The 20,292-nt window shown below is 61.3% G+C and carries 24 protein-coding genes; 9 read left to right on the top strand and 15 right to left on the bottom strand.

Features of this window, described 5'->3' with window-relative positions; translation table 11 throughout:
- Nucleotides 1-411 (bottom strand): RidA family protein, encoded by a 411-nt coding sequence (locus tag BM132_RS03735; RefSeq protein ID WP_003201555.1) that lies wholly within the window; start codon nucleotides 409-411, stop codon nucleotides 1-3.
- Entirely contained in the window at nucleotides 411-1,751 is a 1,341-nt protein-coding gene (locus BM132_RS03730) for a flavin-containing monooxygenase (RefSeq protein WP_092453368.1), read from the bottom strand. The genes BM132_RS03735 and BM132_RS03730 overlap by 1 nt, the downstream gene beginning before the upstream one ends.
- On the opposite strand from BM132_RS03730, the gene BM132_RS28420 reads away from it, so the two are divergent.
- The 7 genes from BM132_RS28420 to BM132_RS03700 all read left to right on the top strand — a co-directional run bounded on the left by BM132_RS28420 (nucleotide 1,677) and on the right by BM132_RS03700 (nucleotide 7,069).
- A complete protein-coding gene (locus tag BM132_RS28420; RefSeq protein WP_177218133.1) occupies nucleotides 1,677-2,030 on the top strand; it encodes a hypothetical protein in 354 nt (117 codons plus the stop codon). The genes BM132_RS03730 and BM132_RS28420 overlap by 75 nt on opposite strands.
- Nucleotides 2,031-2,103: 73 nt before the next feature.
- Complete coding sequence (locus BM132_RS03725; protein WP_092453366.1) at nucleotides 2,104-2,526, top strand: nuclear transport factor 2 family protein; 423 nt, start codon at nucleotides 2,104-2,106, stop codon at nucleotides 2,524-2,526.
- Complete coding sequence (locus BM132_RS03720; RefSeq protein ID WP_092453364.1) at nucleotides 2,523-3,278, top strand: SDR family NAD(P)-dependent oxidoreductase; 756 nt, start codon at nucleotides 2,523-2,525, stop codon at nucleotides 3,276-3,278. The genes BM132_RS03725 and BM132_RS03720 overlap by 4 nt, the downstream gene beginning before the upstream one ends.
- A gap of 3 nt (nucleotides 3,279-3,281) precedes the next feature.
- Entirely contained in the window at nucleotides 3,282-4,529 is a 1,248-nt protein-coding gene (locus tag BM132_RS03715) for an NAD(P)/FAD-dependent oxidoreductase (RefSeq protein WP_092453362.1), read from the top strand.
- Nucleotides 4,526-5,341 (top strand): DUF1365 domain-containing protein, encoded by an 816-nt coding sequence (locus BM132_RS03710; protein ID WP_092453360.1) that lies wholly within the window; start codon nucleotides 4,526-4,528, stop codon nucleotides 5,339-5,341. Before BM132_RS03715 ends, BM132_RS03710 begins: the two co-directional genes overlap by 4 nt.
- Nucleotides 5,313-6,581: an SAM-dependent methyltransferase gene (locus tag BM132_RS03705; protein ID WP_092453358.1), complete on the top strand. Its 1,269-nt coding sequence runs from the start codon at nucleotides 5,313-5,315 to the stop codon at nucleotides 6,579-6,581. The genes BM132_RS03710 and BM132_RS03705 overlap by 29 nt, the downstream gene beginning before the upstream one ends.
- Nucleotides 6,581-7,069 (top strand): DUF2878 domain-containing protein, encoded by a 489-nt coding sequence (locus tag BM132_RS03700; RefSeq protein ID WP_092453356.1) that lies wholly within the window; start codon nucleotides 6,581-6,583, stop codon nucleotides 7,067-7,069. Before BM132_RS03705 ends, BM132_RS03700 begins: the two co-directional genes overlap by 1 nt.
- A gap of 28 nt (nucleotides 7,070-7,097) precedes the next feature.
- Here BM132_RS03700 and BM132_RS03695 read toward each other — a convergent pair whose 3' ends face one another.
- From BM132_RS03695 to BM132_RS03685, 3 genes are read right to left on the bottom strand one after another with little or no spacing between them, the layout of a single operon-like run.
- Nucleotides 7,098-7,403, bottom strand: a complete 306-nt coding sequence (locus BM132_RS03695) for a DUF6482 family protein (protein WP_047229154.1) — start codon at nucleotides 7,401-7,403, stop codon at nucleotides 7,098-7,100.
- Nucleotides 7,400-7,939, bottom strand: a complete 540-nt coding sequence (locus BM132_RS03690) for a DUF3833 domain-containing protein (protein WP_092453354.1) — start codon at nucleotides 7,937-7,939, stop codon at nucleotides 7,400-7,402. The genes BM132_RS03695 and BM132_RS03690 overlap by 4 nt, the downstream gene beginning before the upstream one ends.
- Nucleotides 7,936-8,502: a chalcone isomerase family protein gene (locus BM132_RS03685; protein WP_092453352.1), complete on the bottom strand. Its 567-nt coding sequence runs from the start codon at nucleotides 8,500-8,502 to the stop codon at nucleotides 7,936-7,938. The genes BM132_RS03690 and BM132_RS03685 overlap by 4 nt, the downstream gene beginning before the upstream one ends.
- Nucleotides 8,503-8,721: 219 nt before the next feature.
- On the opposite strand from BM132_RS03685, the gene BM132_RS03680 reads away from it, so the two are divergent.
- Both BM132_RS03680 and BM132_RS03675 read left to right on the top strand, forming a co-directional pair.
- Nucleotides 8,722-10,290 (top strand): sensor domain-containing diguanylate cyclase, encoded by a 1,569-nt coding sequence (locus BM132_RS03680; protein WP_092453350.1) that lies wholly within the window; start codon nucleotides 8,722-8,724, stop codon nucleotides 10,288-10,290.
- A gap of 117 nt (nucleotides 10,291-10,407) precedes the next feature.
- Entirely contained in the window at nucleotides 10,408-12,408 is a 2,001-nt protein-coding gene (locus BM132_RS03675; RefSeq protein ID WP_092453895.1) for a peptidase U32 family protein, read from the top strand.
- Between the two features lie 189 nt (nucleotides 12,409-12,597).
- Here the strand turns inward: BM132_RS03675 and BM132_RS03670 are convergent, their stop codons facing one another.
- The 10 genes from BM132_RS03670 to sctJ form a co-directional block, all read right to left on the bottom strand.
- Nucleotides 12,598-12,930 carry a hypothetical protein gene (locus tag BM132_RS03670; RefSeq protein WP_092453348.1) on the bottom strand — a complete coding sequence of 111 codons (333 nt, stop codon included), beginning with the start codon at nucleotides 12,928-12,930 and terminating at the stop codon, nucleotides 12,598-12,600.
- A gap of 1 nt (nucleotide 12,931) precedes the next feature.
- Complete coding sequence (locus BM132_RS03665) at nucleotides 12,932-14,350, bottom strand: pectate lyase (protein WP_092453893.1); 1,419 nt, start codon at nucleotides 14,348-14,350, stop codon at nucleotides 12,932-12,934.
- Between the two features lie 134 nt (nucleotides 14,351-14,484).
- Nucleotides 14,485-14,883, bottom strand: a complete 399-nt coding sequence (locus BM132_RS03660) for a type III secretion system chaperone (protein WP_092453347.1) — start codon at nucleotides 14,881-14,883, stop codon at nucleotides 14,485-14,487.
- 100 nt (nucleotides 14,884-14,983) lie between these two features.
- A complete protein-coding gene (locus BM132_RS03655) occupies nucleotides 14,984-15,334 on the bottom strand; it encodes a negative regulator of hrp expression HrpV (protein WP_092453345.1) in 351 nt (116 codons plus the stop codon).
- Between the two features lie 287 nt (nucleotides 15,335-15,621).
- Nucleotides 15,622-17,646 carry a type III secretion system outer membrane ring subunit SctC gene (gene sctC, locus BM132_RS03650; RefSeq protein ID WP_092453343.1) on the bottom strand — a complete coding sequence of 675 codons (2,025 nt, stop codon included), beginning with the start codon at nucleotides 17,644-17,646 and terminating at the stop codon, nucleotides 15,622-15,624.
- Complete coding sequence (locus BM132_RS03645) at nucleotides 17,636-18,049, bottom strand: type III secretion system chaperone (protein WP_092453341.1); 414 nt, start codon at nucleotides 18,047-18,049, stop codon at nucleotides 17,636-17,638. Before BM132_RS03645 ends, sctC begins: the two co-directional genes overlap by 11 nt.
- Nucleotides 18,036-18,257: a serine kinase gene (locus BM132_RS03640; protein ID WP_092453339.1), complete on the bottom strand. Its 222-nt coding sequence runs from the start codon at nucleotides 18,255-18,257 to the stop codon at nucleotides 18,036-18,038. Before BM132_RS03640 ends, BM132_RS03645 begins: the two co-directional genes overlap by 14 nt.
- Nucleotides 18,258-18,329: 72 nt before the next feature.
- Nucleotides 18,330-18,926: a type III secretion system stator protein SctL gene (gene sctL, locus BM132_RS03635; protein WP_177218135.1), complete on the bottom strand. Its 597-nt coding sequence runs from the start codon at nucleotides 18,924-18,926 to the stop codon at nucleotides 18,330-18,332.
- The gene (locus BM132_RS03630; protein ID WP_092453335.1) at nucleotides 18,880-19,497 is read right to left on the bottom strand and encodes a hypothetical protein; all 618 of its coding nucleotides are present in this window, start codon (nucleotides 19,495-19,497) and stop codon (nucleotides 18,880-18,882) included. Before BM132_RS03630 ends, sctL begins: the two co-directional genes overlap by 47 nt.
- Nucleotides 19,494-20,285 (bottom strand): type III secretion system inner membrane ring lipoprotein SctJ, encoded by a 792-nt coding sequence (gene sctJ, locus BM132_RS03625; RefSeq protein ID WP_092453333.1) that lies wholly within the window; start codon nucleotides 20,283-20,285, stop codon nucleotides 19,494-19,496. Before sctJ ends, BM132_RS03630 begins: the two co-directional genes overlap by 4 nt.
- Nucleotides 20,286-20,292 lie beyond the last annotated feature (7 nt).

Raw genomic sequence — 20,292 nt, 5'->3', positions numbered from 1 at the left:
TTATTCGGGGATCACCGCGATCACGTCGATTTCCATCAGCCATTGCGGTTGGCCGAGGGCGCTGACCACCAGTCCTGTGGAAATCGGGAACACCCCTTTGAGCCATTTGCCCACCTCCTGATACACCGGCTCGCGATAGCGCGGGTCGATCAGGTAAGTGGTGGTCTTGACGATATGGCTCAGGTCGCTGCCGGCCTCTTCCAGCAATTGCTTGACGTTGCGCATAGCCTGTTCGGCCTGAGCGCGGGGATCGCCCAGGCCCACCAACTGGCCGTTGAAGTCAGTGCCGACCTGGCCGCGCACGTAGACGGTGTTGCCGGCCCGCACGGCCTGGCATAAGTCGTTGTCCAGCGTCTGGTTGGGATAGGTGTCTTTGGTGTTGAACATGCGAATGCGAGTGTGGGTAGGCATCAACGGACTCCCATGAGGCTGGTTTTCGAACTGTTCGAATCGCTATCGAGTGCCGGGGGTTGAGCGTCCTCGCTCTGGCGCTGCGAAGCGTCTCGGTAGTTCAGATAGGTATGCTGTTTCACGATGTGGTCAGCGATATGCCGGGCGTCGTGCCACACGCCCCAGATGAACGCCGAACCGCGCCGTGACAGCCATGGCAGGCCCACGAAATACACACCCGGTTCGCTGGAAACACCCCGCTGGTGCCGTGGCTTGCCGTTGGCGTCAAGCGCGTCGACCTTCAGCCAGCTGTAATCCACCGAGTAGCCGGTGGCCCAGATCACGGTGCTCACCCCAGCGTCCACCAGATCCAGTTCCAGGATCGGATGGGTCAGGCAGTGCGGGTCAGGCAACAGATGCCGGGCTTCAGGTTCCGGCGGCAGGTCCAGGCCGTTGCGGGCAATGTAGGCATCGGCGGCATCCAGCAGCGCCAGGTAGTTGTCATCGCCACGAGCGATATTTTCGGCAAGGTTGGGCTCAAACGTCACGACGCTACCGTTGAACGACTTCGTCAGGCCCACCAGGGTGATGCCCTCATGGGCCAGCCTGCGAAAGTCCACCGTATGGCCCCCACGGGCACCGCTCACGGCGATGGTCACGTGTTCCTTGCCCGGCTGGACGGCCTCCGCATCCCACTCGCCGAGCACCCCCAGCCACCAACAAAAATCCCGGTTGCGATAGGCCCGTGGCGGGCGATCATGGGCGCCCACCGAAAGGTAGACCTGCTTGCCGGCGCGCCGCAATTCATCGGCAATCTGCACCCCGGACGAACCCGCCCCCACCACCAACACCGCGCCATCAGCGAGCTGCCGGGGATTGCGGTATTGGGCGGAGTGCATCTGGGTGACGTGCGCCATATTCGCAGCGATAGGCGGAATCACTGGCCGTTGGAAGGGCCCGGTGGCGACCACCACGTGGATGGCCTCAATCGGGCCCTCGCTGGTTTCAATGCTGAAGCCTGGACGGCCGATATTACGCTCGACCTTCCTGACCTCCACACCGGTACGGATCGGCGCGTTGAATGTACTGGCATAGGCTTCGAAGTAATCGGCCACTTGATCCTTGGTGGCGAAGGCATCGGGGTCGAGCCCCTGGAATTGCAGACCCGGAAAGCGGTCATGCCAGGCCGGGCCGTTGGCTACCAGCGAATCCCAACGCGCAGTGCGCCAGGCCTCGGCAATACGGTTGCGCTCCACCACAAGATGAGGCACCCCTTGGCGGCTCAAATGTTCACTCATGGCCACGCCGGCCTGGCCGGCGCCTATAACAAGCGTGTCTATGTGTATTGTCTCAACGGGCATGTCTGTGCACTTCCGGCAGTGGGATGGTTCAGGCCGGCATGGCGCCGCCTCGGGTCTGGATTTTTTCTTGTTCTGCGTTTACGACGATCGACAGAAGGTGTCGAAGCGATTGTGTTGGCAGGCGGGGATTTGCGAAACGAGGGTTTTTATCGTTGCTGGAAAGGAAAAAACTGCTGTATGGCCTACGCACTGGACGATGCTTCTTTGCGCCAAGCCTGCGAGGCGATTCGTGCGGAAAATCTATACAAACTTACAAATACCTATACAAAATACTTTTAAACGTACAACTCGTGCAGTAGGCTGCGAAAACTTGTACAGGAATTACTACCTGTACAATAATTCGGAGCCTGACATGTCTGCCTACCTCCAGCGTTTTGCCCGCGCCTTCGCCGAGCTGGACGCCAGTCACCTGGACGAGCTCGATGCGCTCTACAGCGCCGACATACAGTTCCAGGACCCCTTGCATCGGATCGAAGGCCTGCCTGCCCTGCGCGACTACTTCGCGCAGATGTATGCCAACGTCGATCAGGTGCGCTACGACTTTCATGGCTTTGATGAGGTCGGCCCCGGCGCGGGCTATCTACGCTGGACGTTGCATTACAGCCACCCACGTCTGGCCGGCGGTGCACTCATCTCCCTGCAAGGCTGCAGCTATTTACGCTGGAACGAACGGGTCTACCTGCATCAGGATTTCTTCGACGCTGGCGCCCTGCTCTACGAGCACCTGCCCCTGTTCGGATCGGTGATCGGCTGGTTCAAGCGGAGGCTGGCATGAGTCGCATCTGGTTGACCGGCGCCAGCAGCGGTATCGGGGCGGCATTGGCCTCAGAGCTTCTTGAGCAAGGCCACCGTCTGGCGCTGAGTGCGCGCCAGGTTGCGCCTCTTGAGGCGTTAGCGACTCGCTATGGGGATCAGGTCCTGGTGCTGCCGGGTGACCTCACCGATCCGGCGCAAGTGGCCGATATCTGCCAGACCCTCGACGCTCGATGGGGGGCGTTGGACCTGGTGATACTCAATGCCGGAACCTGCGAATACCTGGAGCCGGAGCGCTTCGACACGCGTCTGGTCGAACGGGTATTGACCACCAACCTGCTGGGCACCAGCCACTGCCTGGAAGCGGCCCTGCCCTTGCTGCGTCGAGGCCAACGTCCGCATCTGGTGGGGGTGTGCAGCGCGGTGACCTGGTTGGCCTTGCCGCGTGCCGGCGCTTATGGCGCGTCCAAAGCGGCGCTGCGCTATCTGTTCGAATCGCTGCGCATCGACCTGGCGGCCGAGGGTATCGATGTCACCTTGATAAGCCCCGGCTTTGTCGACACACCGCTGACCCGCCGCAACGACTTCCCGATGCCCATGCGCTGGTCGGCACAACGTGCGGCGCGGCATATCGCCCAACGCCTGCCGGCGCGACCGCTGGACATCGCGTTCCCCTGGTCCTTCACCTTCGTCCTGCGCCTGCTCGGACACTTGCCCGCCCGGTGGCGCCTGGCCCTTGGCCGGCGCCTGGCACGTTCTTCCCAGGAGTCTTGAAACATGCGCATCGCAATCATCGGCAGCGGCATATCGGGACTGACATGCGCGTACCTGTTGGCTCGCCAGCACCAGATCACCTTGTTCGAAGCCGACGACCGGATCGGCGGCCACACCCACACCGTGGACGTGCAATGGCAAGGCCAGCGTTATGGGATAGACACCGGTTTCATCGTCTACAACGACTGGACTTACCCGAACTTCATCCGTTTGCTCGACCAGTTGGGTGTGCCTTCCCGCCCCACTGAAATGAGCTTTTCGGTACATGATCCAGCCACTGGCCAAGAGTACAAGGGGCATACCCTGCGCAGCCTTTTCGCCCGACGGCGCAACCTGCTGTCGCCGAGCTTCTGGGGCATGCTGCAGGACATCCTCAGGTTCAACCGACAGGCCACGGCCGACTTGAAGGCGCAACGCATCGACAGCACCACCCGGCTCGGCGATTACCTGCATGTCCACAATTATGGCCAACGTTTCATCGACCATTACATCGTGCCCATGGGATCGGCGATCTGGTCGATGTCGCCTGCCAGAGTGCTGGAGTTTCCGCTGCAGTTCTTCGTGCGCTTCTGCCATAACCACGGCCTGCTATCGGTCAACCGACGGCCACAATGGCGGGTGATCGAGGGCGGTTCCCGGGGTTACATCGACCCATTGTGCGCGCACTTTCGCCAGCACATCCGGCTCGACTGCCCGGTGCAGCGAGTGAGCCGCGACACTACAGGGGTGGACATCCTCAGCGCAGCCGGCCTTGAACGTTTCGACAAAGTGGTGTTTGCCTGCCACAGCGACCAGGCCCTGGCACTGCTTGAAACGCCAAGCAAAGCGGAACGTGAGGTGCTCGGTGCTCTGGCCTACGCCAGCAATGAAGTGCTGCTGCATACCGACACTCGTCTCTTGCCGCAACGACGCCAGGCCTGGGCGAGTTGGAACTACCGACTGGGCGGTTCAATGCGAGCGCCTGCCGCACTGACCTACAACATGAACATCCTCCAGGGCCTGGACGCCCCAGTGACCTTCTGCGTGAGCCTCAATCAGAGTGACGTGGTGGATCCGGCCAAGGTGCTTGCCCGCTTCGATTATGCGCATCCGCAATACAGCCTCGCCGGCGTCGCCGCCCAGGCTCGCCAGGGTGATCTGCAAGGGCGTCAGCACAGTTATTTCTGCGGCGCCTATTGGGCCAATGGTTTCCACGAAGACGGCGTGGTCAGTGCGCTGGATGTGGCCGGGCATTTCGGAGAATACCTTTGAACAGCAGCCTGTGCCGCGGCTGGATCGACCATCGCCGCTACTCACCCCGCGCCCATGGATTCCGATACCCCATCGGCATGCTTTATCTGGACCTCGCCGAACAAAGCCAGGTGCTGGGCCTGTCCCGCCTGCTGCGGGGCTGGCCCTTGGCACCGCTGTGCTGGCGCGAGCGCGATTACCTGCCCGCTCGCACACGTCTGGGTGTTCCCTTGGTCGAGGCGGTGCGCGAACTACTGGCCCAAGCCCTGGGCACCGCGCCCCAGGGCGCCATTCAGCTGTTGACCCAACCGCGCAGCTGGGGCCTGTCCTTCAATCCGGTGAGTTTCTATTTCTGCCACGAAACCGATGGGCAGCTGGCGGCCATTCTCTGTGAAGTGCGCAATACCCCATGGCGCGAACGCTACCACTATGTGTTGCCGGTAAGCCCCGGCGCGCCTCATGCGTTCCGGGTGGCCAAGGCGTTCCATGTGTCGCCGTTCCTGCCCCAGGACATGGACTACCGCATGCGTTTCCTGGTCGCGGATTCACATATCCGCGTGCACATGGAGAACTGGCGCGATGGCAGCAAGGTGTTCGAGGCCGACCTCGCGCTCAAGCGCCAGCCTCTCGATGCCGCAGCCGTACGTCGTCACTTTCTGGCCTTCCCGTGGATGAGCCTGCGCACCTTGAGCGCCATTTACTGGCAGGCCCTGCGCCTGCTCTTCAAACGTACCCCCCTGCACGACCATCAGGCCTGCCAAAACGGCCTGAGCGTCGGCGAAACCGCCCACAAGGACCCCGACCATGCCCGAACCCACCCTGAGCGTTACTAAGGCCGGCAGCTTTCGCCTGTTCAACGGCGGCGTCTTCAAGCAAGTCGTCCTCGGCCAATTACGACACCTGCGTCAAGGCCACTTGCGCCTGCTGCTTGAGGGAGAATCGTTGAGCTTCGGCGATCCGGCCAGTGTTCTGCAGGCCGAAGTCGAAATTCTGGATGACGCCGTCTGGGGCATGCTCGCCAGTAACGGCTCGATCGGCGCCGGTGAGGCTTATATCCAGGGGTACTGGCGCAGCAACGACCTGACGGCGGTGACCCGCGTGTTCGTCGCCAACCTGGACGTGCTCGATGCAATGGACAGCGGCCTGGCTCGCCTCGGCCGCCCGCTGCTGCGTTGGCTGCACTGGCTCAACCGTAACAGCCGGCGCGGCTCGCAGCGCAACATCATTGCCCATTACGACTTGGGCAATGACTTGTTCGAGCGCTTGCTCGACCCCACCATGATGTACTCGGCCGCCCTGTTCGAAAGCCCCGAACAAAGCCTGGAAGACGCCCAGCTCAACAAGCTCGAACGCATCTGCCGCAAGCTCGACCTGCGGCCCGGCGACCACCTGCTGGAGATCGGCACCGGCTGGGGCAGCCTGGCGATTTACGCGGCCAGCCAATACGGCTGCAAGGTGACCACCACAACGTTATCGCGCGAACAGTATGCCCACACCTGCCAGCGCGTCGAGGCGCTGGGCCTGCAGCAGCGCATTGAAGTGCTGTGCAAGGACTATCGCGACCTGGAGGGGCGCTACGACAAGTTGGCCTCGATCGAAATGATCGAAGCGGTCGGTCATCGCTATTTGCCCGAGTACTTCCGGCGCTGCGCCGCACTGCTCAAGGATGACGGCCTGATGTTGCTGCAAGCCATCACCATTCGCGACCAGCGGTATGAGCAGGCACGACGCTCGGTGGACTTTATCCAGCGGCATATTTTTCCCGGCGGCGCGTTGCCATCGTTGTCCGTCCTGCTCAACACCGCCAGCCGTCAAACACCGCTCAACCTGCTGCACCTGGAAGACTTCGGCGCGCACTACGCCCGCACGCTGAAGCACTGGCACGAGAACTTGCGTCAATCACGCCAAGCTCTGCTGGAACTGGGTTACGACGAAACCTTCCAACGCCTGTGGGAGTTCTACCTGTGTTACTGCGAAGGTGGATTCCAGGAACGTGCCATCGGCGTCGCGCAACTGCTCTTTGCCGCTCCCGGGGCGCGTCAGGTCTCTATGCTGGAGCGGCGGCAGGCGTGATGAGCCGCGCAAGCCTGATCGTCAACGCACTTTGGGTCCAATTGGGCTGGTGGGGATGTGTGCTGGGTGCGCAGAATGCCTGGTGGCTCCTGGCTGTGGCAGCGGGGTTGCTGGCTCACCTGAGTTTCTGCCCACAGCCCCGGGCCGAGCTGCGGGCGGTGATGCGCGTGGGGCTGTGCGGCATGTTGCTGGACTGGAGCCTCGGTGTGCTGGGTCTGTTCGGATTCGGCCAGAGCGCCCTGCCTCTCTGGCTAGTGCTGCTCTGGCTGGTATTTGCCACCAGCTTGCGGCACAGCCTGGCCTGGGCTGTGCGGCCAGTATGGCGCGGTGCATTGTTGGGCATGATCGGCGGTCCATTGGCCTATTGCGCAGGAGCACCCTTGGCCGGCGTTGCGCTGCCGCTTGGCATCGTGGGAACCGCGCTGGTGCTGGCGCCCTTGTGGGCACTCTGGCTGCCGTTGGCGTTGCGCCTGGCCGATCCCCACTGAGGTCAGAACCCGCACCAGGCGAGGATCATTACCAAGGTTCATCCAGAAAAAGTGGCACGCGCAAAGGCTCTATCGGCCCCTCGCGCTGGCCACACATTTCGTCGTGAACGACATGCTGTACCAACATGCAGGGTAACCGCGGCGCGTCACGCAGCAACTCACGCAAATGGGTGGTGGATCGCAAGTGCAATGTTCGTCCCGAGTCGTCGAGCAACGTACGAAACCCACGGTCCAGTCGCGCACGCAACACGTAGATACCGCCCTCCAGCGACCACAACTCCAGCTCGTGTACCCGGCCTTCGATGGCCAGCTCGATCAGGGTTTGCAGGTTCATGGCGTGCCCCCGCCCTGACGACGGAAAAACAGCGTGACCTGCCCCAACTCGACGCCGAACTTACTCATGCTCGAACGGTTGATCAGCGTGTCTTCGTCCATCAGGTACATCCAGTCGTCAAAGGACACTTCGTAAGTCGATCCGTCTACCGGCAGGTTCAATCGATAGCGCCAGCGCAGCGCATTGCCGGCCACCTCTCCCCGCGCCTCGCCGATCACATCGTCGGCGCGACCGCGCCAGAGCCCCGGGCCATCGGGGGTCAGCGTCCATACGCGGCGTTGTCGGCTGCCATCACTGTAGAGAAAGCGCTCATCGAGTATCAGCCGTTCACCTTCGCGGTGACTGAGTATCTCGACCTCGAAGCGCTTGATGACTTCGCCCGAACGTTTTTGATAGATGCCCCAGGCCTTGATTGGCTGACTGAAGAAGCGCACCAGATCCAGCTGCGGTTGCTGGTCGGCATAACGATCGACATTGACGTTGCCGCAGCTGGTCAAACTCATCATTAAAAGCCACACAACCATCAAACGAGTCATGGTGTTTTTCCTCCCGCGCGCGTGTTGTTGAGCCCCAGCAGCTGTTGCCGCAACTCCGGATGCCGAGTGCGGGGATCGAGCCAGATGGCGAAGAAGTTTCGAGCGAACGCTGGGTCGGCGACCTCATGGGTCAAGCGCCCGTCGACATAGAAGCGGCAACCCTTGCCGGGCAGGTAAAGCCCGGTGATTTGACTGCCTGGCCTGACGTCGACGAAGGACCGCCGCATGTCATCGGTCCAACTGTCGAGCCGTCCGGGGTCCAGGGATGTACCCGCGATTCGGAGCATCTCCTCGATGCTCGCTTGCACCAGTGTTTGCTTGCTGATCGTGCGGCGGTAATTGAGCTCGAGTGCCAGCGGCGTTTCCAGGCTGGGTTGCGAAGCAGCACTCCATAACCTGGCCTGGTAGAGATCGAACCCGTACCAAGAATAATCGGCTTGCCCCACCAGACGGGCGTCAGGCAATACCGTGCGCCAGTCGCAGAGAGCCTGGCTGGCGTAAAGCACCAAAACGCAGGCCATGAACCGGTTCAGGCTTTTCTTGAGCGCAAACGACCTGGCCATTGAAAAACATCACTGGATTACCGAAGGTCACTCAATAGTTGTACATGAAATATGATTTGTACAGCTTTTTTGAGAGGATCTGCGGGTTATGGCCCTTGGTATCCACCCTGCCTTTGCGATCTGTGCCTGCCTCGAATCCTTCAGCTAACGTGCTGTTATCGGATAAGGTAGCCTGCGTCCTAATAATTCGCAGTCGCGTTGCTGTAGAAGGAAATGTTGATGCTCGGACGTGAACGGCCGCAGCTAAAGAAAGAAAGTGCTGACGAATCCTTTCCCCCTCAGGTAGCGCGGGCCGGAGCTGCCTTGCGGCTCACCATCACTTTCATGCTGGTGGTGGTGATCGTGTTCCTGGCCGTTGAAGGCTGGAGAACATGGCGTGACTATCGCTCTGCTTTTGCCTCAGCCCGCGATTCGGTGACGAACCTGGCGCGGGCGACCGCCCAGCACGCCGAAGACACCATCCGGCAAGTGGACGTGGTGACCGCCGCACTCAGCGAGCGAGTGGAAGGCGATGGCCTGCAGAACATCGACATCCCGCGCATCCATAAACTGCTCGTGCAACAGTCGGTCATCATGCCGCAGTTGCACGGCTTGTTTATCTACGGCCCCGACGGGCAGTGGATAGTGACGGACAAGCAAGCAACACCGGAATTGGCGAACAATGCCGACCGCGACTACTTCCAGTATCACCGCACCCACGAGGACCGAAACGTGCGAATCGGCGAAGTGATCAGGAGCCGATCCACCAATGACCTGATCATCCCCATCTCCCGCCGCTTGAACAATCCTGACGGCTCGTTTGCCGGTGTGCTGCTGGCAACGGTCAAAGTCAGCTATTTCGTGGATTACTACGGCGACTTCAAGATCGACGACAAGGGAGCCCTGGTCCTGGCTCTGCGAAATGGCACCATTCTGGTCCGGCGACCCTTCGTCGCCTCGGTGGTCGGCAGGAGCCTGGTCAATAGCGTGATCTTCCGTGACCACTTGCCCAACTCCAATCAGGGCGTCGCTGAGGCCAGGGCCGTCGTCGACGACACCGAACGCCTGTACGGCTATCGGGCCTTGACCACTTATCCGCTGGTGGTCGAGGCCGGATTGTCTCGCGAATCGATCATCGCCCCCTGGCGTCACGATCTGCTCAAGACCGGCTTCGTACTGATATTCCTGATCGTGATACTCGTCGGCTTCGGGCTGATCGTGTTGAGCCAGTTGCGCTACAGGATGACCATGGAGAAACAGATTCGCAGCGCCCACCAAACCATGCGGGACATGGCACTGACCGACAGCCTGACCGGCTTGGGCAACCGCAGGCGGCTGGACATTGCATTGGCCGATGAGATTCGCCGGGCCAGGCGTCAGAACGCCTCTTTGGCCTTGATCATGCTTGATGTCGATTACTTCAAACGCTACAACGACAAATACGGGCATGCTGCCGGGGACGACTGTCTGCGCGCGATCGCCGGAGCGATCCAACAAACGATCAAACGACCCGGTGACCTGGCGGTGCGCTACGGGGGTGAAGAATTCACCATATTGCTGCCCGACACCCACAGCGCGGGAGCCGCCAAGATCGCACAAGAGATCCTGGAGTCCATCAGGGCGCTGCACATCGAACACCTCGACCATCCGTTGGGCCTGGTCACCGCCAGCGCGGGCATCACCACCTGCCGGCCGAGCACCGAGGAGGTGACTCCGGCCATGCTGATCAAGGCCGCTGATGCCTTCTTGTATCTGGCAAAAAACACCGGGAGAAACCGCTGGTGCAGCCCTGATGCTTCGCCGGGGTGATCCCACGAGGCGAAAGCCGCATATCGGTCATATCGCGCAAATCCAAGTCCACAGGTGCCTGCCGGGCGCCTGGCGGCTACAATGCGCGCTTCGACCGTGACCTGCCTGATAAAAAACATGTCCTTGCCCAAACATCATCTGGAATTGCTCAGCCCTGCCCGCGACGTGACCATCGCTCGCGAGGCCATCCTGCATGGCGCTGACGCCGTGTACATCGGCGGCCCGAGTTTCGGCGCGCGTCACAACGCCTGTAACGAGGTCAGTGATATCGCCCGGCTGGTGGAGTTTGCCCATCGCTACCATGCCCGGGTATTCACCACGATCAACACCATCCTGCATGACAACGAACTGGAACCGGCCCGCCAGTTGATCCACCAGTTGTACGATGCGGGGGTCGATGCGTTGATCGTCCAGGATTTAGGGGTGATGGAGCTGGACATCCCGCCGATCGAGCTGCACGCCAGCACCCAGACCGACATCCGCACCCTGGCACGGGCAAAGTTCCTTGATCAGGCCGGCTTCTCCCAACTGGTCCTGGCACGGGAGTTGAACCTGCAGGAAATCCGCGCCATCGCCGACGAAACCGACGCGGCCATCGAGTTCTTTATCCACGGCGCGCTGTGCGTGGCGTTTTCCGGCCAGTGCAACATCTCCCACGCCCAGAACGGCCGCAGCGCCAACCGTGGCGATTGCTCCCAGGCCTGTCGCCTGCCCTACACCCTCAAGGACGACCAGGGTCGGGTGGTTGCCTACGAGAAACACCTGCTGTCGATGAAGGACAACAACCAGAGCGCCAACATCCGCGCCCTGGTGGAAGCCGGCGTGCGTTCGTTCAAGATCGAAGGACGCTACAAGGACATGGGCTATGTGAAAAACATCACCGCCTACTACCGCCAACGCCTGGACGATGTCCTCGAAGACCGTCCGGACCTGGCCCGCGCTTCCAGCGGCCGCACCGCGCATTTCTTCGTACCCGACCCGGACAAGACCTTCCACCGCGGCAGCACCGACTACTTCGTCAGCGAGCGCAAGATCGACATCGGCGCCTTCGATTCCCCGACCTTTACCGGCGTGCCGGTGGGCGTGGTGGAGAAAGTCGGCAAGCGCGACCTGCAAGTCGTGACTTTTGATCCGCTGTCCAACGGCGATGGCCTCAACGTGCTGGTCAAGCGTGAAGTGGTGGGTTTTCGGGCCAATATTGCCGAGCCCAAGGGCGAATTCGAAGAGGACGGCCAGAAGCGTTACCGCTACCGGGTCGAGCCCAACGAGATGCCCGGCGGCCTGCACCAGTTGCGCCCCAACCACCCGCTGAGCCGCAACCTGGATCACAACTGGCAGCAAGCCCTGCTCAAGACCTCCTCAGAGCGTCGCGTGGGCCTGGCCTGGAATGCACGCCTGCGCGAAGAGCGCCTGGAGCTGACTGCCACCAGCGAGGAAGGCGTCAGCGCCAGCGTTAGCCTGGACGGGCCATTCGGCCTGGCGAACAAGCCGGAACAGGCGCTGGAGCAACTGCACGACCTGCTCGGCCAACTGGGCACCACCGAGTACCACGCCACCGCCACCGAGCTGGATGCGCCCCAGGCGTATTTCATTCCCAACTCGCAGCTAAAGGCAGTGCGCCGCGAAGTCATCGAAGCCCTGACTGCGGCTCGCATCGAAGCCCATCCGCGTGGTGGGCGCAAGGCCGAGACCAATCCACCGCCGGTGTACCCGGAGTCGCACCTGTCGTTCCTGGCCAACGTCTACAACCAGAAGGCCCGGGATTTTTATCATCGCCACGGGGTGAAACTGATTGATGCGGCGTTCGAAGCCCACGAAGAAACCGGTGAAGTTCCGGTGATGATCACCAAGCACTGTCTGCGTTTCTCGTTCAACCTCTGTCCCAAGCAGGCCAAAGGCGTCACCGGCGTGCGCACCAAGGTTGCGCCGATGCAGTTGATCCATGGTGACGAGGTGCTGACGCTGAAGTTCGACTGCAAACCCTGCGAGATGCATGTGGTCGGCAAGATCAAGGGGCACATCCTCGACCTACCGCTGCCGGGCAGCACCGCGCAGCCGGTCGTCGGGCATATCAGCCCGGAAGACCTGCTCAAGACGATCCCTCGCGCGCCGCATTAAGCAATCGCGCGCAGGTTCGCTCCCACGGGGATTGGGGATGGTCACCGATTTGGTGACCACTTTGCGACCCCATGTGGGAGCCTGCTCGCGATTGCCGTGCTACATCCACCGTCAACACCCGCAGACAAACCACTCTCGCAAAAAAAAGGCTCATCATCTGACGAGCCTCTTTTCCCAGTGATGGCCAACCTACCAGCGCCGGTCGATACCTCCCGCCTTGAGCAGTCGATCGGACAAAATGCGCAGCACCCAGAAGGCCGTCAGCGCCGCGTCGCCGCGCACCTCATCAGCCTTGGCGTGGCGGCGGAACTGCGCTTCGAGGCTGTCGATATAGGCAGTCAGGTTGAACCGCCCGTGAACGGTCGAAGCGGGTTGCTCCAGGATGTCGCGCAATGACTCAGTCACCAGATCAATAGCCCGCTGATACGCCAACCGTTGCTCAGCGCTAAGGTAGCCTTCACCCTGCACCAGCGCTCTCCAGCTGCCTTCGGGGAACATCGCGCCGGTCTGTGCTGCGCTCATCTCACGCCTCCTTGATGTTCGTAGACTGCGGTAATTTGCTGTAGGCATTCTGCACGTTGTTCAGATCGATGTTTTTGGTGGTCAGGTGCACCCCCTCGGCATCACTGTTCACGAAGGCGTACTTGCCGTTCTCGGCGCTGATGTTGCTCAGGTTCAGGTTCCACTCGCCCTGCTGCCCGCCGTTGGTGCGCATGAAAGTACCGAAATCCCGGGCCTTGAAATTATCGACGTTGACGTTGGCATCAGCGTTGAGCTGGAAGATTTTGTCGTTTGCACCCTGGGCGCTGCTATTGGTGATGTTCAGGTTGGTCACCGAGGCGCCGCCTGGCTTGACCGTCAGCGCATCCTCACCGACGTTCGTCCAGTGCACGTTGTCGACGTTTACAGCCTTATCGGTGCCGGCCTTGACGTGGACGCCGTCGGCACCGTTATCACCGATGATGACGTTCTTGAGCGTCGCCCCCTCGGCCAGCTCGAAGATCGGTTTTTGCGACTCACTCTGGCCGCCGTCCCCCAGTGCCGCGCCGGCGGTGAAGGTTTTACCCTCGCCGTCGAAGACTTCACCCGGACCGACCTTGATGGTCTGGTTGACCACGGTCGGGCTAGTCGAAGCCGTCGGGAACGACACCGGCGCCACGCCACTGTTGTCGAGTGTCGGCGTCGGGCCGGAAGTGGTCGGTGCCGCAGGGCCCGAAGCAGGACTGCCAATGCCAGCGCCGTTCTGGGTCGATGCGCCGCCGATTGCTGGCCCCAGACTGCTGCTCGTCGGTGCATCGCCACCGGGTGCGCCGGGTGTACCGAATGTCTCTGGATGACTGTCCATGAACTGGCCGATCATCTCCAGCAGTTCCTTGAGCCTGTCGTCCTGTGACACCTGGGCACCCCCATTGGCCGTAGGGCTCAGCGCATTGTTCAGCGAACCTTCGCCGAGGCTTTTCATCAGAGTATTGACCAGGTCTTCAATGCTGCCGGCGCCGTCGCCCCCCCCAACACCGCCGCCCGGAGCTTGACCACCCAGACCGCTGACGCCGCCGGCGCCGTTCCCACCGACGCCCTGTCCGCCTTCACCCCCCTTGCCGCCTTCCCCACCCAGGATCTTTTCGAACAACGCCATCAGGATTTGCGTCAGCAGTTCCTTGGATGAATCGGCATCGAGGCTGCCTGCATTGCCCTTGCCATCGCCCCCCATGCCTTTGTCATTGCCCTGCAACGCCTGCAACAACTCAGCTCCAGTCCCTTTGCCAGCCCCCGTCTGGTTCCCTTGGGTTGTGCCCAGCAGCATCTCGGCCAACATACTGGCCAGTTCCTGTAATCCGGCCTGCCCTGTTGGGGCGGTTGGCCCCATACCCATTTCTTGAAACAGACCCGCACCAGAAAAGCCGCTTTGTGAGAGTCCGGAAAGATTGCCGAATTCCGCCATGAATAAAGTCACCCCGTTCGAGATTATCTGGACAGCGGCAACCATTGCCGCTGATACCTCGCTAGCCCCGCCGTACCTGCATAGCGGACCGCCCCCTTATGTGGCCGGCGCGCCCACTGTGGTTCCATCCCGACTCAACCCAGGTAGCGCTCCAGACGGGTACGGGTTTCCCGGCCCTGCGCAACGAACCCGCTGACCCAGTCACAAAAGCCTTCCTCGTCCAGTTGATCCAGATCCCGCTGGGTACACAGGCGCACGTCTGCCTGGTCGAGGGCCAACCAGCAACCGCGCAAGGAACAGACATCGAAATTGAGGTTGAGCAACTGCTTGAACGTATCCATGCCGGGCAGAGCTGCACCGAGACGACAGTGCAGAATCACGTTGTCACTGTGTTCCGGCGACTCGATGATCACGGCTTCCTGTTGTTTAGCGTCGTGCAATGCGCAAACACCGCCTTGCAGATGAAGAGAAGAGCCCAACTGATGCGCCAGGCGGGCAATGAAACGATCAATACTGGCTTTGGAATTCGCCACTTTATATCCCCTTAAGTTGAATTAGTCGGACTAATACCGACGCGCAACATCAGTGGAAAATAAAAGGCAAATAGTTCCACGCGGAATAAATATTCTGGAATCAGCGCTTTAAGCCGGCCAGGGAAAGAAACTCGCAAAGCAGATGTTGAACCTGTTCATCCTGATCATCATTGCTGAGTTCATGCCAGACGACAAAAGTGTGCTGGCTGTCCAGGCAAATATAGTAACCCTCATAGGACTCGACATCCTCGAAACGCCGTTTCAGGGTTTCCGAGAACAGGTCCGGGCGCTGTGCCTGAGGCTTTATATTCAGCGCCAGCCCCCAGCCCACGCTCTCTTGCCGGCAAACGAAATCAATGCCGGGCGCCCATTGCCAGCTGCTTGCACACTTCTGGCTGACCCGGGTAATGAAGTCCTGTTGGTCTGTGCTTCGCAAAATCATTTCAGTCATTCAAAGACACCGCGCTGTATTGCCCACCGCCATCGCGCAAGGTGGGCGACCACCAGATGTTCAGTACATTTTTATTGGCGTCAAGTTGACGGCAATCCGAAGTGAAACAGGATGTTTCTGATACGGAAGTGCACGCACTCAACAAAGAAATACAGATTAAAAAAGTAACCCTATATTGTCTTGGCATTCTATTTACCTCTTTGCGCCATCGTCGACAAGCGAGTGCCAACAACGGCTCCAATTGTCCGGACACAACACCTCATTACTGAACAGCCTTCTCGCGAGGCTTATTGCGCCACTTGCCCCGGCGGCAGCATCGAAAGACGCGCCGGCAAGGGCGACGAGGAAGTGGCTGCCAGGGGTTTCAACGCGACGAATACTTCGCTGGACTGCCCCGGCTGCAGCGTGACGTACGGTGCGGCGGCGACGGCCAGTGTGCGGCTTCCCGCACACTGCCCAGGATCAAAATCCCGGGCGCGAGTGCCGCTGTTATGCACCACGCCTACCGTCACCGTGAAATCTTTCGCGCTGTACCACTGCCCCTGTGCACGCTCGATCCTAAGAGTGCCGTCCACTTTACACAGATGTTGCAAGGGCACACCAGATGATAACTTTTTGATATCAACCGGCACCTGGCCTCGCACCAGACCGGCCAGTGTGGCCGCAATCGCTGCGCGCTGCTGTGAGGTGCCGCCCGGCTGACGACCGCTGGCCAGCGCCTGGTCGAGTTGCTCCCTGTTTTCGCTGCTGACGTAACGTGCCGGATCGATCTGATCACCGATCAGCCTCGGGGTGAGGATGAACAGTCGCTCCCGGCGTGACACCTCTCGCCGAGTCGAGGCAAACATCGGCCCCACCAGCGGCAGGCTGCCCAGAACCGGCACCTTATTGTCCTGATCGCCGCGCTCATCGACGTGGAAACCACCGATCACCAGCGAGCGATTCTCCCCCACCACCGCCTGAGTGCTCACCGTGCCGCGCTTGACAGTCGGGGTCTGCTCATCACGCTTTTGTTCCAGTTGGCCGTCTTCGATATCGACGATCAGCTGAAAACGATTGTGCTGCGCACCCGGGATGGTCCGGGGAATCACTCGCAGGCTGGTACCCGCCGTGACCGGCTGAACATTGGCCACCCGCTCACCGGTGGTGGTGATATAGGCGGTCCGACTGAAGTCGATGACCGCCGGCTGGTTCTCCAGGGTCAGTACCGAGGGACGGGCAATCATCGACGCTACGCCTTGCCCTTCCAGGGCCTGAATGTCGGCAAAGAAGCGGTCGAAATCGCGGATAAACAAGGTAGACGAACCGCTGGTCAGTAACGAACTGCCGAACCCCACCCCACCGGCCCTGGCCGACCAGCGCGACTCCAGGTTCGAGAGCTGGTTGCGGTCGATGTCCAGAATGATTGCGTCGATTTCCACCAGATTGCTTGGCTGATCCAATTGCTCGATCAGTTGCTGATAGACGGCGCGCTTTTCCGGGTCGTCGTATATCAACACGGCATTGTTGCGCACATCGGCCACCACCCGGCGCTGGCCGCCACTGGCCTTGGCGGGCCGCGAGCTTGCAGGCGAAGCCTTGCGTTCGTTGGCCAGATTGAAGATCTTTGTGCGCGCCATGTCCGCCATGCCCTGCAGCGCTTCGATATTGGCCATCGGGTCCTCGGGGGAAGGTTGCTGCGGGGTATTATCGAGCAAGCCTTCGAGCAAGGTCGCCACGCCCGACAGTGTCACGCTCTGGTCCCTGTAACGGATCTGCCGGTCGGCCACGGCGGCGTAACGCAGAGCAAACATCATGACCTGTTGCTTCTCTTCGGGCTTGACCTTCTGCTGGCTGAAACTGCGTACCAACTCGACGTAACGACTTGGCCCGCTGACCAACACCACGCCTTCGTCAGGCAATTCGCCCCAACCAAAACGCTTGTCCAGCAAGCCGATGTCGGTGAGCGCCTGCTTGAGGTCCGGCGCGGCTTCGGCGGAAATTTCCAGGCGCTGGGAAACTTGCGCCGATTGCGGGCTGACGTACAACTGGCCGTTATAGGAAAACCATTGGAACTGATGCTCCAGGGCCAGTCGGTCGAGGAACTCCTGCGCGCTGGCCGCTCGCAGCTTCGCATCCACGACGCCGCTGACGCCACTGAGGTTCAGGCCCACGCCATAAGCGTTGGTAAAATCACGCAGCACTGTTTCCAGCGGTGTCTGGCTGGCCTCATAGGCATAGGCCGAGGTACGCCAGTCTTCAGGCACGGCGGCCATCGCTGGCCAGGCCAGTGCACCCAGCAGCGCCAACCAGCAAAATCCCTTAGAGCCCATAGTGTTTTCCCAGAGTGACAGGACGGTTGAGACGACGCACAGGAGGGGCCGTCTGTTCGAGCATGGCTTCCCAGACGTCACGCTGATTGGTCAGTTCTTCAATCACTTCGATGAGTGCGGCCGCACCGTTGATCGCTACATAACGCATCAGGCACAGCCGCTTGTTCGCCGCATCCAGGGCCAGGGCGCCGCTGAAGCGCCCAATGCTGGGAGCCGACAGACGCAGTGCCGCCTCCAGACCCGCGTCGCCCGCGCGCCAGGCGACACTCAGCGGCACGATGCACACCACCGCACTGCCACGTCGTTGCAGGCGAACCGGAGCCTGGTCGATCAGCAGGCTCAGTTGCGCTTCTGCGCTATCGAGCCAGCGTTGCGCCGTGACGATCAACTCAGCGGATTTCATTGATAATGGCCTTGGCCAGGTTGTGCTTGACCACGATTTCCTGGTTGGCGGCCCAGCTGGCGGTGGAGGACTGGCGAATGGCAGAGTTGAAGGCGTGCCAGTCTTGCGGGTTGAAGGCGTCCATGTCGAGAGCGGCGCTGTCCAGATCGTTCTGCGACTGTTCGAAGTTGTGGTCCAGCCGGCGGCGTAGTGCATCAGGAGAAAGCATCGGAAGACTCCAGGTCTGAGAACTGTTCCCTGAGTGGCGCACTGGCGGGAGCGGTTCCCCCGCCACGAATATTTAATCGACCTTGAGGTTCTCGTCTGGCCAGACATGACGCTCAAGCGCCTGCCAGCCAAGGCTGAAGTCACCCGTTTCAGTACGCAGACACAGGGTCTCGGTGGCCAACAGCGGATCGGCCCGCACTGTCCATTGGCAAGCTTCGGCGCTGGCAAGCCCTGCTGTGACACGCTCCAGCCAATCGGGATGGCAGAGCACGACCGCTGCTTCGTCACGACGTTGGCAGTCGGTCAACTGACGCAGGATGCCCTGGATCCTTGCGCTGTCGGGCACCTCGCCCAGCAGTGTGTGCAAGGCTTGTTGCACCAGCGCCTCGGCGTGTTCGGCAATTGCGTCCCACATCGCCTCACGCTGCCGTTGCCATGTGCCCAGGACCTCTTCGGCCTGCCGCCAGACCTCTGCGCGGGCCTCATCGCCAGCGTGCTGGCGCAAGTGATCGGCGGTGTCTTGAGCTGCATCAACGATGCCCTGGGCCAACTGCCTGGCACGGTCGAGCAACTGATCGGCCAGCACGCTCTGTTCCAGGGTTTCGCGGCGCAGCAAAGCACATTCAAGCGGCGTCTGATGCAGGCTGAGGGTCAGACTGCGGCGGGTCATCATAAGAAGGTCCTTGTGCAAAGAGTGTCAGCCAATACCAGGCCGCGGCCTGCCACAGCGCGATCAACCGGGTCGCCGGCAAGCCGTGCCACGGGTGGCGTTCGGCCTCGACGACATCGGCGCGCACGAATGAAAGACGCAGGCGCTGCCATACCGTCTCCCCGACCCACGCGCGCAGAAGACGCAGACCCTGGATATCAGGTGCGTCGGCAAAACCGCTCACAGGCATCCATCGTCCCGGTTGCAGGGCCTTGCCCAGCCTCCGGCACCAGATCAGCTCGGCGGGCCCCAGTCCTGCCCGCGCCGGCCGATGAGCGCCGTCACACACCGTCGCCACCAGGGAAAACAGCCGCGACCATTGCGCCGGTTCGAGCGCCAGTAACGGCAGCAGGATGAGGTTGGGTGGCGGCGGCATTTCAGTGTCCGGCAAACGCTCTTCAGGATGCTCGCGCAGCCAGTTGCGCAGCGCACCATCGGCCGGCAGATCCCCACAAGCTTGCTCCGCCCCCGTCACCCACCAGGCAACCCAGCGCAGGGCCGATTCGTCACTTGGCTGCGTCCCACCCCTCATTGCGGCTTGACCGCAGCAGGTTGAGCCGGCGTTCTACCCATCAGGCGCTGACGCCATGACGGGTTGACGGAGACGAGTCCACCGACCAGCAAGACCGCCGCCACCGCACAAAGCCCGGCGAGCCACTGCCAGAACCGGGCGCGCTCGCGGGTCATGGTGAACGGTCCGATGTCGACCATTTCCACTGCCTCGCGATAGCCCTGGGCGGGCACGAAGACCACGGCCAGTTTCTTGTCGTCGGCATTGCCCATGCCTGGAATACTGCTGGCGACCATGCGGCGGATACGTGGCAAGACGCTGTCCGGGTCCAGATCGTTGCGGTGCTTGATGAACACCGCCGCCGAAGCCGGCTGCACCGGTTCGCCCGGTGCAATGCGCTCTGGCAGTACCACGTGAACCCGCGCCACCACCACCCCGTCGATCTGCGACAGCGTCTGTTCCAGTTCCTGCGACAAGGCATAGATGTAGCGGGCGCGCTCTTCCAGCGGAGAAGAAATGACGCCTTCCTTGCGAAACACATCCCCCAGGCTTGAGCGCGAACGGTGCGGCAAACCAGCCGCCTCCAGCGCCCGCACCGCGCGGGAAATATCGCGGGCATCGACCAGTACCGCCACGCCGTTCTTGTCCAGACGCTTTTGCGCGTCGATGTGCTTGCCGGTCAGCTCCGCCAATACTTCATTGGCGTCCTGTTCGGTCAGATCGCGGTGCAGCTCCATACGGTCGCCGCAGCCGGCCAGCAGCAATATCGCCGAGAGCACGGCCATGCGGCCAAATGCCTTGGGTTGCATGGGTATG

The organism is Pseudomonas sp. NFACC45, assembly GCF_900113505.1.
In the GTDB taxonomy this organism is placed as follows: Bacteria; Pseudomonadota; Gammaproteobacteria; order Pseudomonadales; family Pseudomonadaceae; genus Aquipseudomonas; species Aquipseudomonas tehranensis.
Note: the sequence above shows the minus strand (reverse complement) of the source record. Positions and strands in the feature narration are given on the sequence as shown.

Bases quoted from the DNA above. Each gene is read 5' to 3' on its own strand.
- BM132_RS03695 (WP_047229154.1), bottom strand. From the start codon at position 7,403: ATGAACCTGCAAACCCTGATCGAGCTGGCCATCGAAGGCCGGGTACAC.
- sctC (WP_092453343.1), bottom strand. From the start codon at position 17,646: ATGGGCTCTAAGGGATTTTGCTGGTTGGCGCTGCTGGGTGCACTGGCC.
- BM132_RS03715 (WP_092453362.1), top strand. From the start codon at position 3,282: ATGCGCATCGCAATCATCGGCAGCGGCATATCGGGACTGACATGCGCG.
- BM132_RS03680 (WP_092453350.1), top strand. From the start codon at position 8,722: ATGCTCGGACGTGAACGGCCGCAGCTAAAGAAAGAAAGTGCTGACGAA.
- BM132_RS03705 (WP_092453358.1), top strand. From the start codon at position 5,313: ATGCCCGAACCCACCCTGAGCGTTACTAAGGCCGGCAGCTTTCGCCTG.
- sctL (WP_177218135.1), bottom strand. From the start codon at position 18,926: ATGACCCGCCGCAGTCTGACCCTCAGCCTGCATCAGACGCCGCTTGAA.
- BM132_RS03685 (WP_092453352.1), bottom strand. From the start codon at position 8,502: ATGGCCAGGTCGTTTGCGCTCAAGAAAAGCCTGAACCGGTTCATGGCC.
- BM132_RS03700 (WP_092453356.1), top strand. From the start codon at position 6,581: ATGAGCCGCGCAAGCCTGATCGTCAACGCACTTTGGGTCCAATTGGGC.
- BM132_RS03675 (WP_092453895.1), top strand. From the start codon at position 10,408: ATGTCCTTGCCCAAACATCATCTGGAATTGCTCAGCCCTGCCCGCGAC.
- sctJ (WP_092453333.1), bottom strand. From the start codon at position 20,285: ATGCAACCCAAGGCATTTGGCCGCATGGCCGTGCTCTCGGCGATATTG.
- BM132_RS03630 (WP_092453335.1), bottom strand. From the start codon at position 19,497: ATGAGGGGTGGGACGCAGCCAAGTGACGAATCGGCCCTGCGCTGGGTT.
- BM132_RS28420 (WP_177218133.1), top strand. From the start codon at position 1,677: ATGTTCACTCATGGCCACGCCGGCCTGGCCGGCGCCTATAACAAGCGT.
- BM132_RS03670 (WP_092453348.1), bottom strand. From the start codon at position 12,930: ATGAGCGCAGCACAGACCGGCGCGATGTTCCCCGAAGGCAGCTGGAGA.
- BM132_RS03720 (WP_092453364.1), top strand. From the start codon at position 2,523: ATGAGTCGCATCTGGTTGACCGGCGCCAGCAGCGGTATCGGGGCGGCA.
- BM132_RS03640 (WP_092453339.1), bottom strand. From the start codon at position 18,257: ATGCTTTCTCCTGATGCACTACGCCGCCGGCTGGACCACAACTTCGAA.
- BM132_RS03665 (WP_092453893.1), bottom strand. From the start codon at position 14,350: ATGGCGGAATTCGGCAATCTTTCCGGACTCTCACAAAGCGGCTTTTCT.
- BM132_RS03655 (WP_092453345.1), bottom strand. From the start codon at position 15,334: ATGACTGAAATGATTTTGCGAAGCACAGACCAACAGGACTTCATTACC.
- BM132_RS03645 (WP_092453341.1), bottom strand. From the start codon at position 18,049: ATGAAATCCGCTGAGTTGATCGTCACGGCGCAACGCTGGCTCGATAGC.
- BM132_RS03725 (WP_092453366.1), top strand. From the start codon at position 2,104: ATGTCTGCCTACCTCCAGCGTTTTGCCCGCGCCTTCGCCGAGCTGGAC.
- BM132_RS03735 (WP_003201555.1), bottom strand. From the start codon at position 411: ATGCCTACCCACACTCGCATTCGCATGTTCAACACCAAAGACACCTAT.
- BM132_RS03730 (WP_092453368.1), bottom strand. From the start codon at position 1,751: ATGCCCGTTGAGACAATACACATAGACACGCTTGTTATAGGCGCCGGC.
- BM132_RS03690 (WP_092453354.1), bottom strand. From the start codon at position 7,939: ATGACTCGTTTGATGGTTGTGTGGCTTTTAATGATGAGTTTGACCAGC.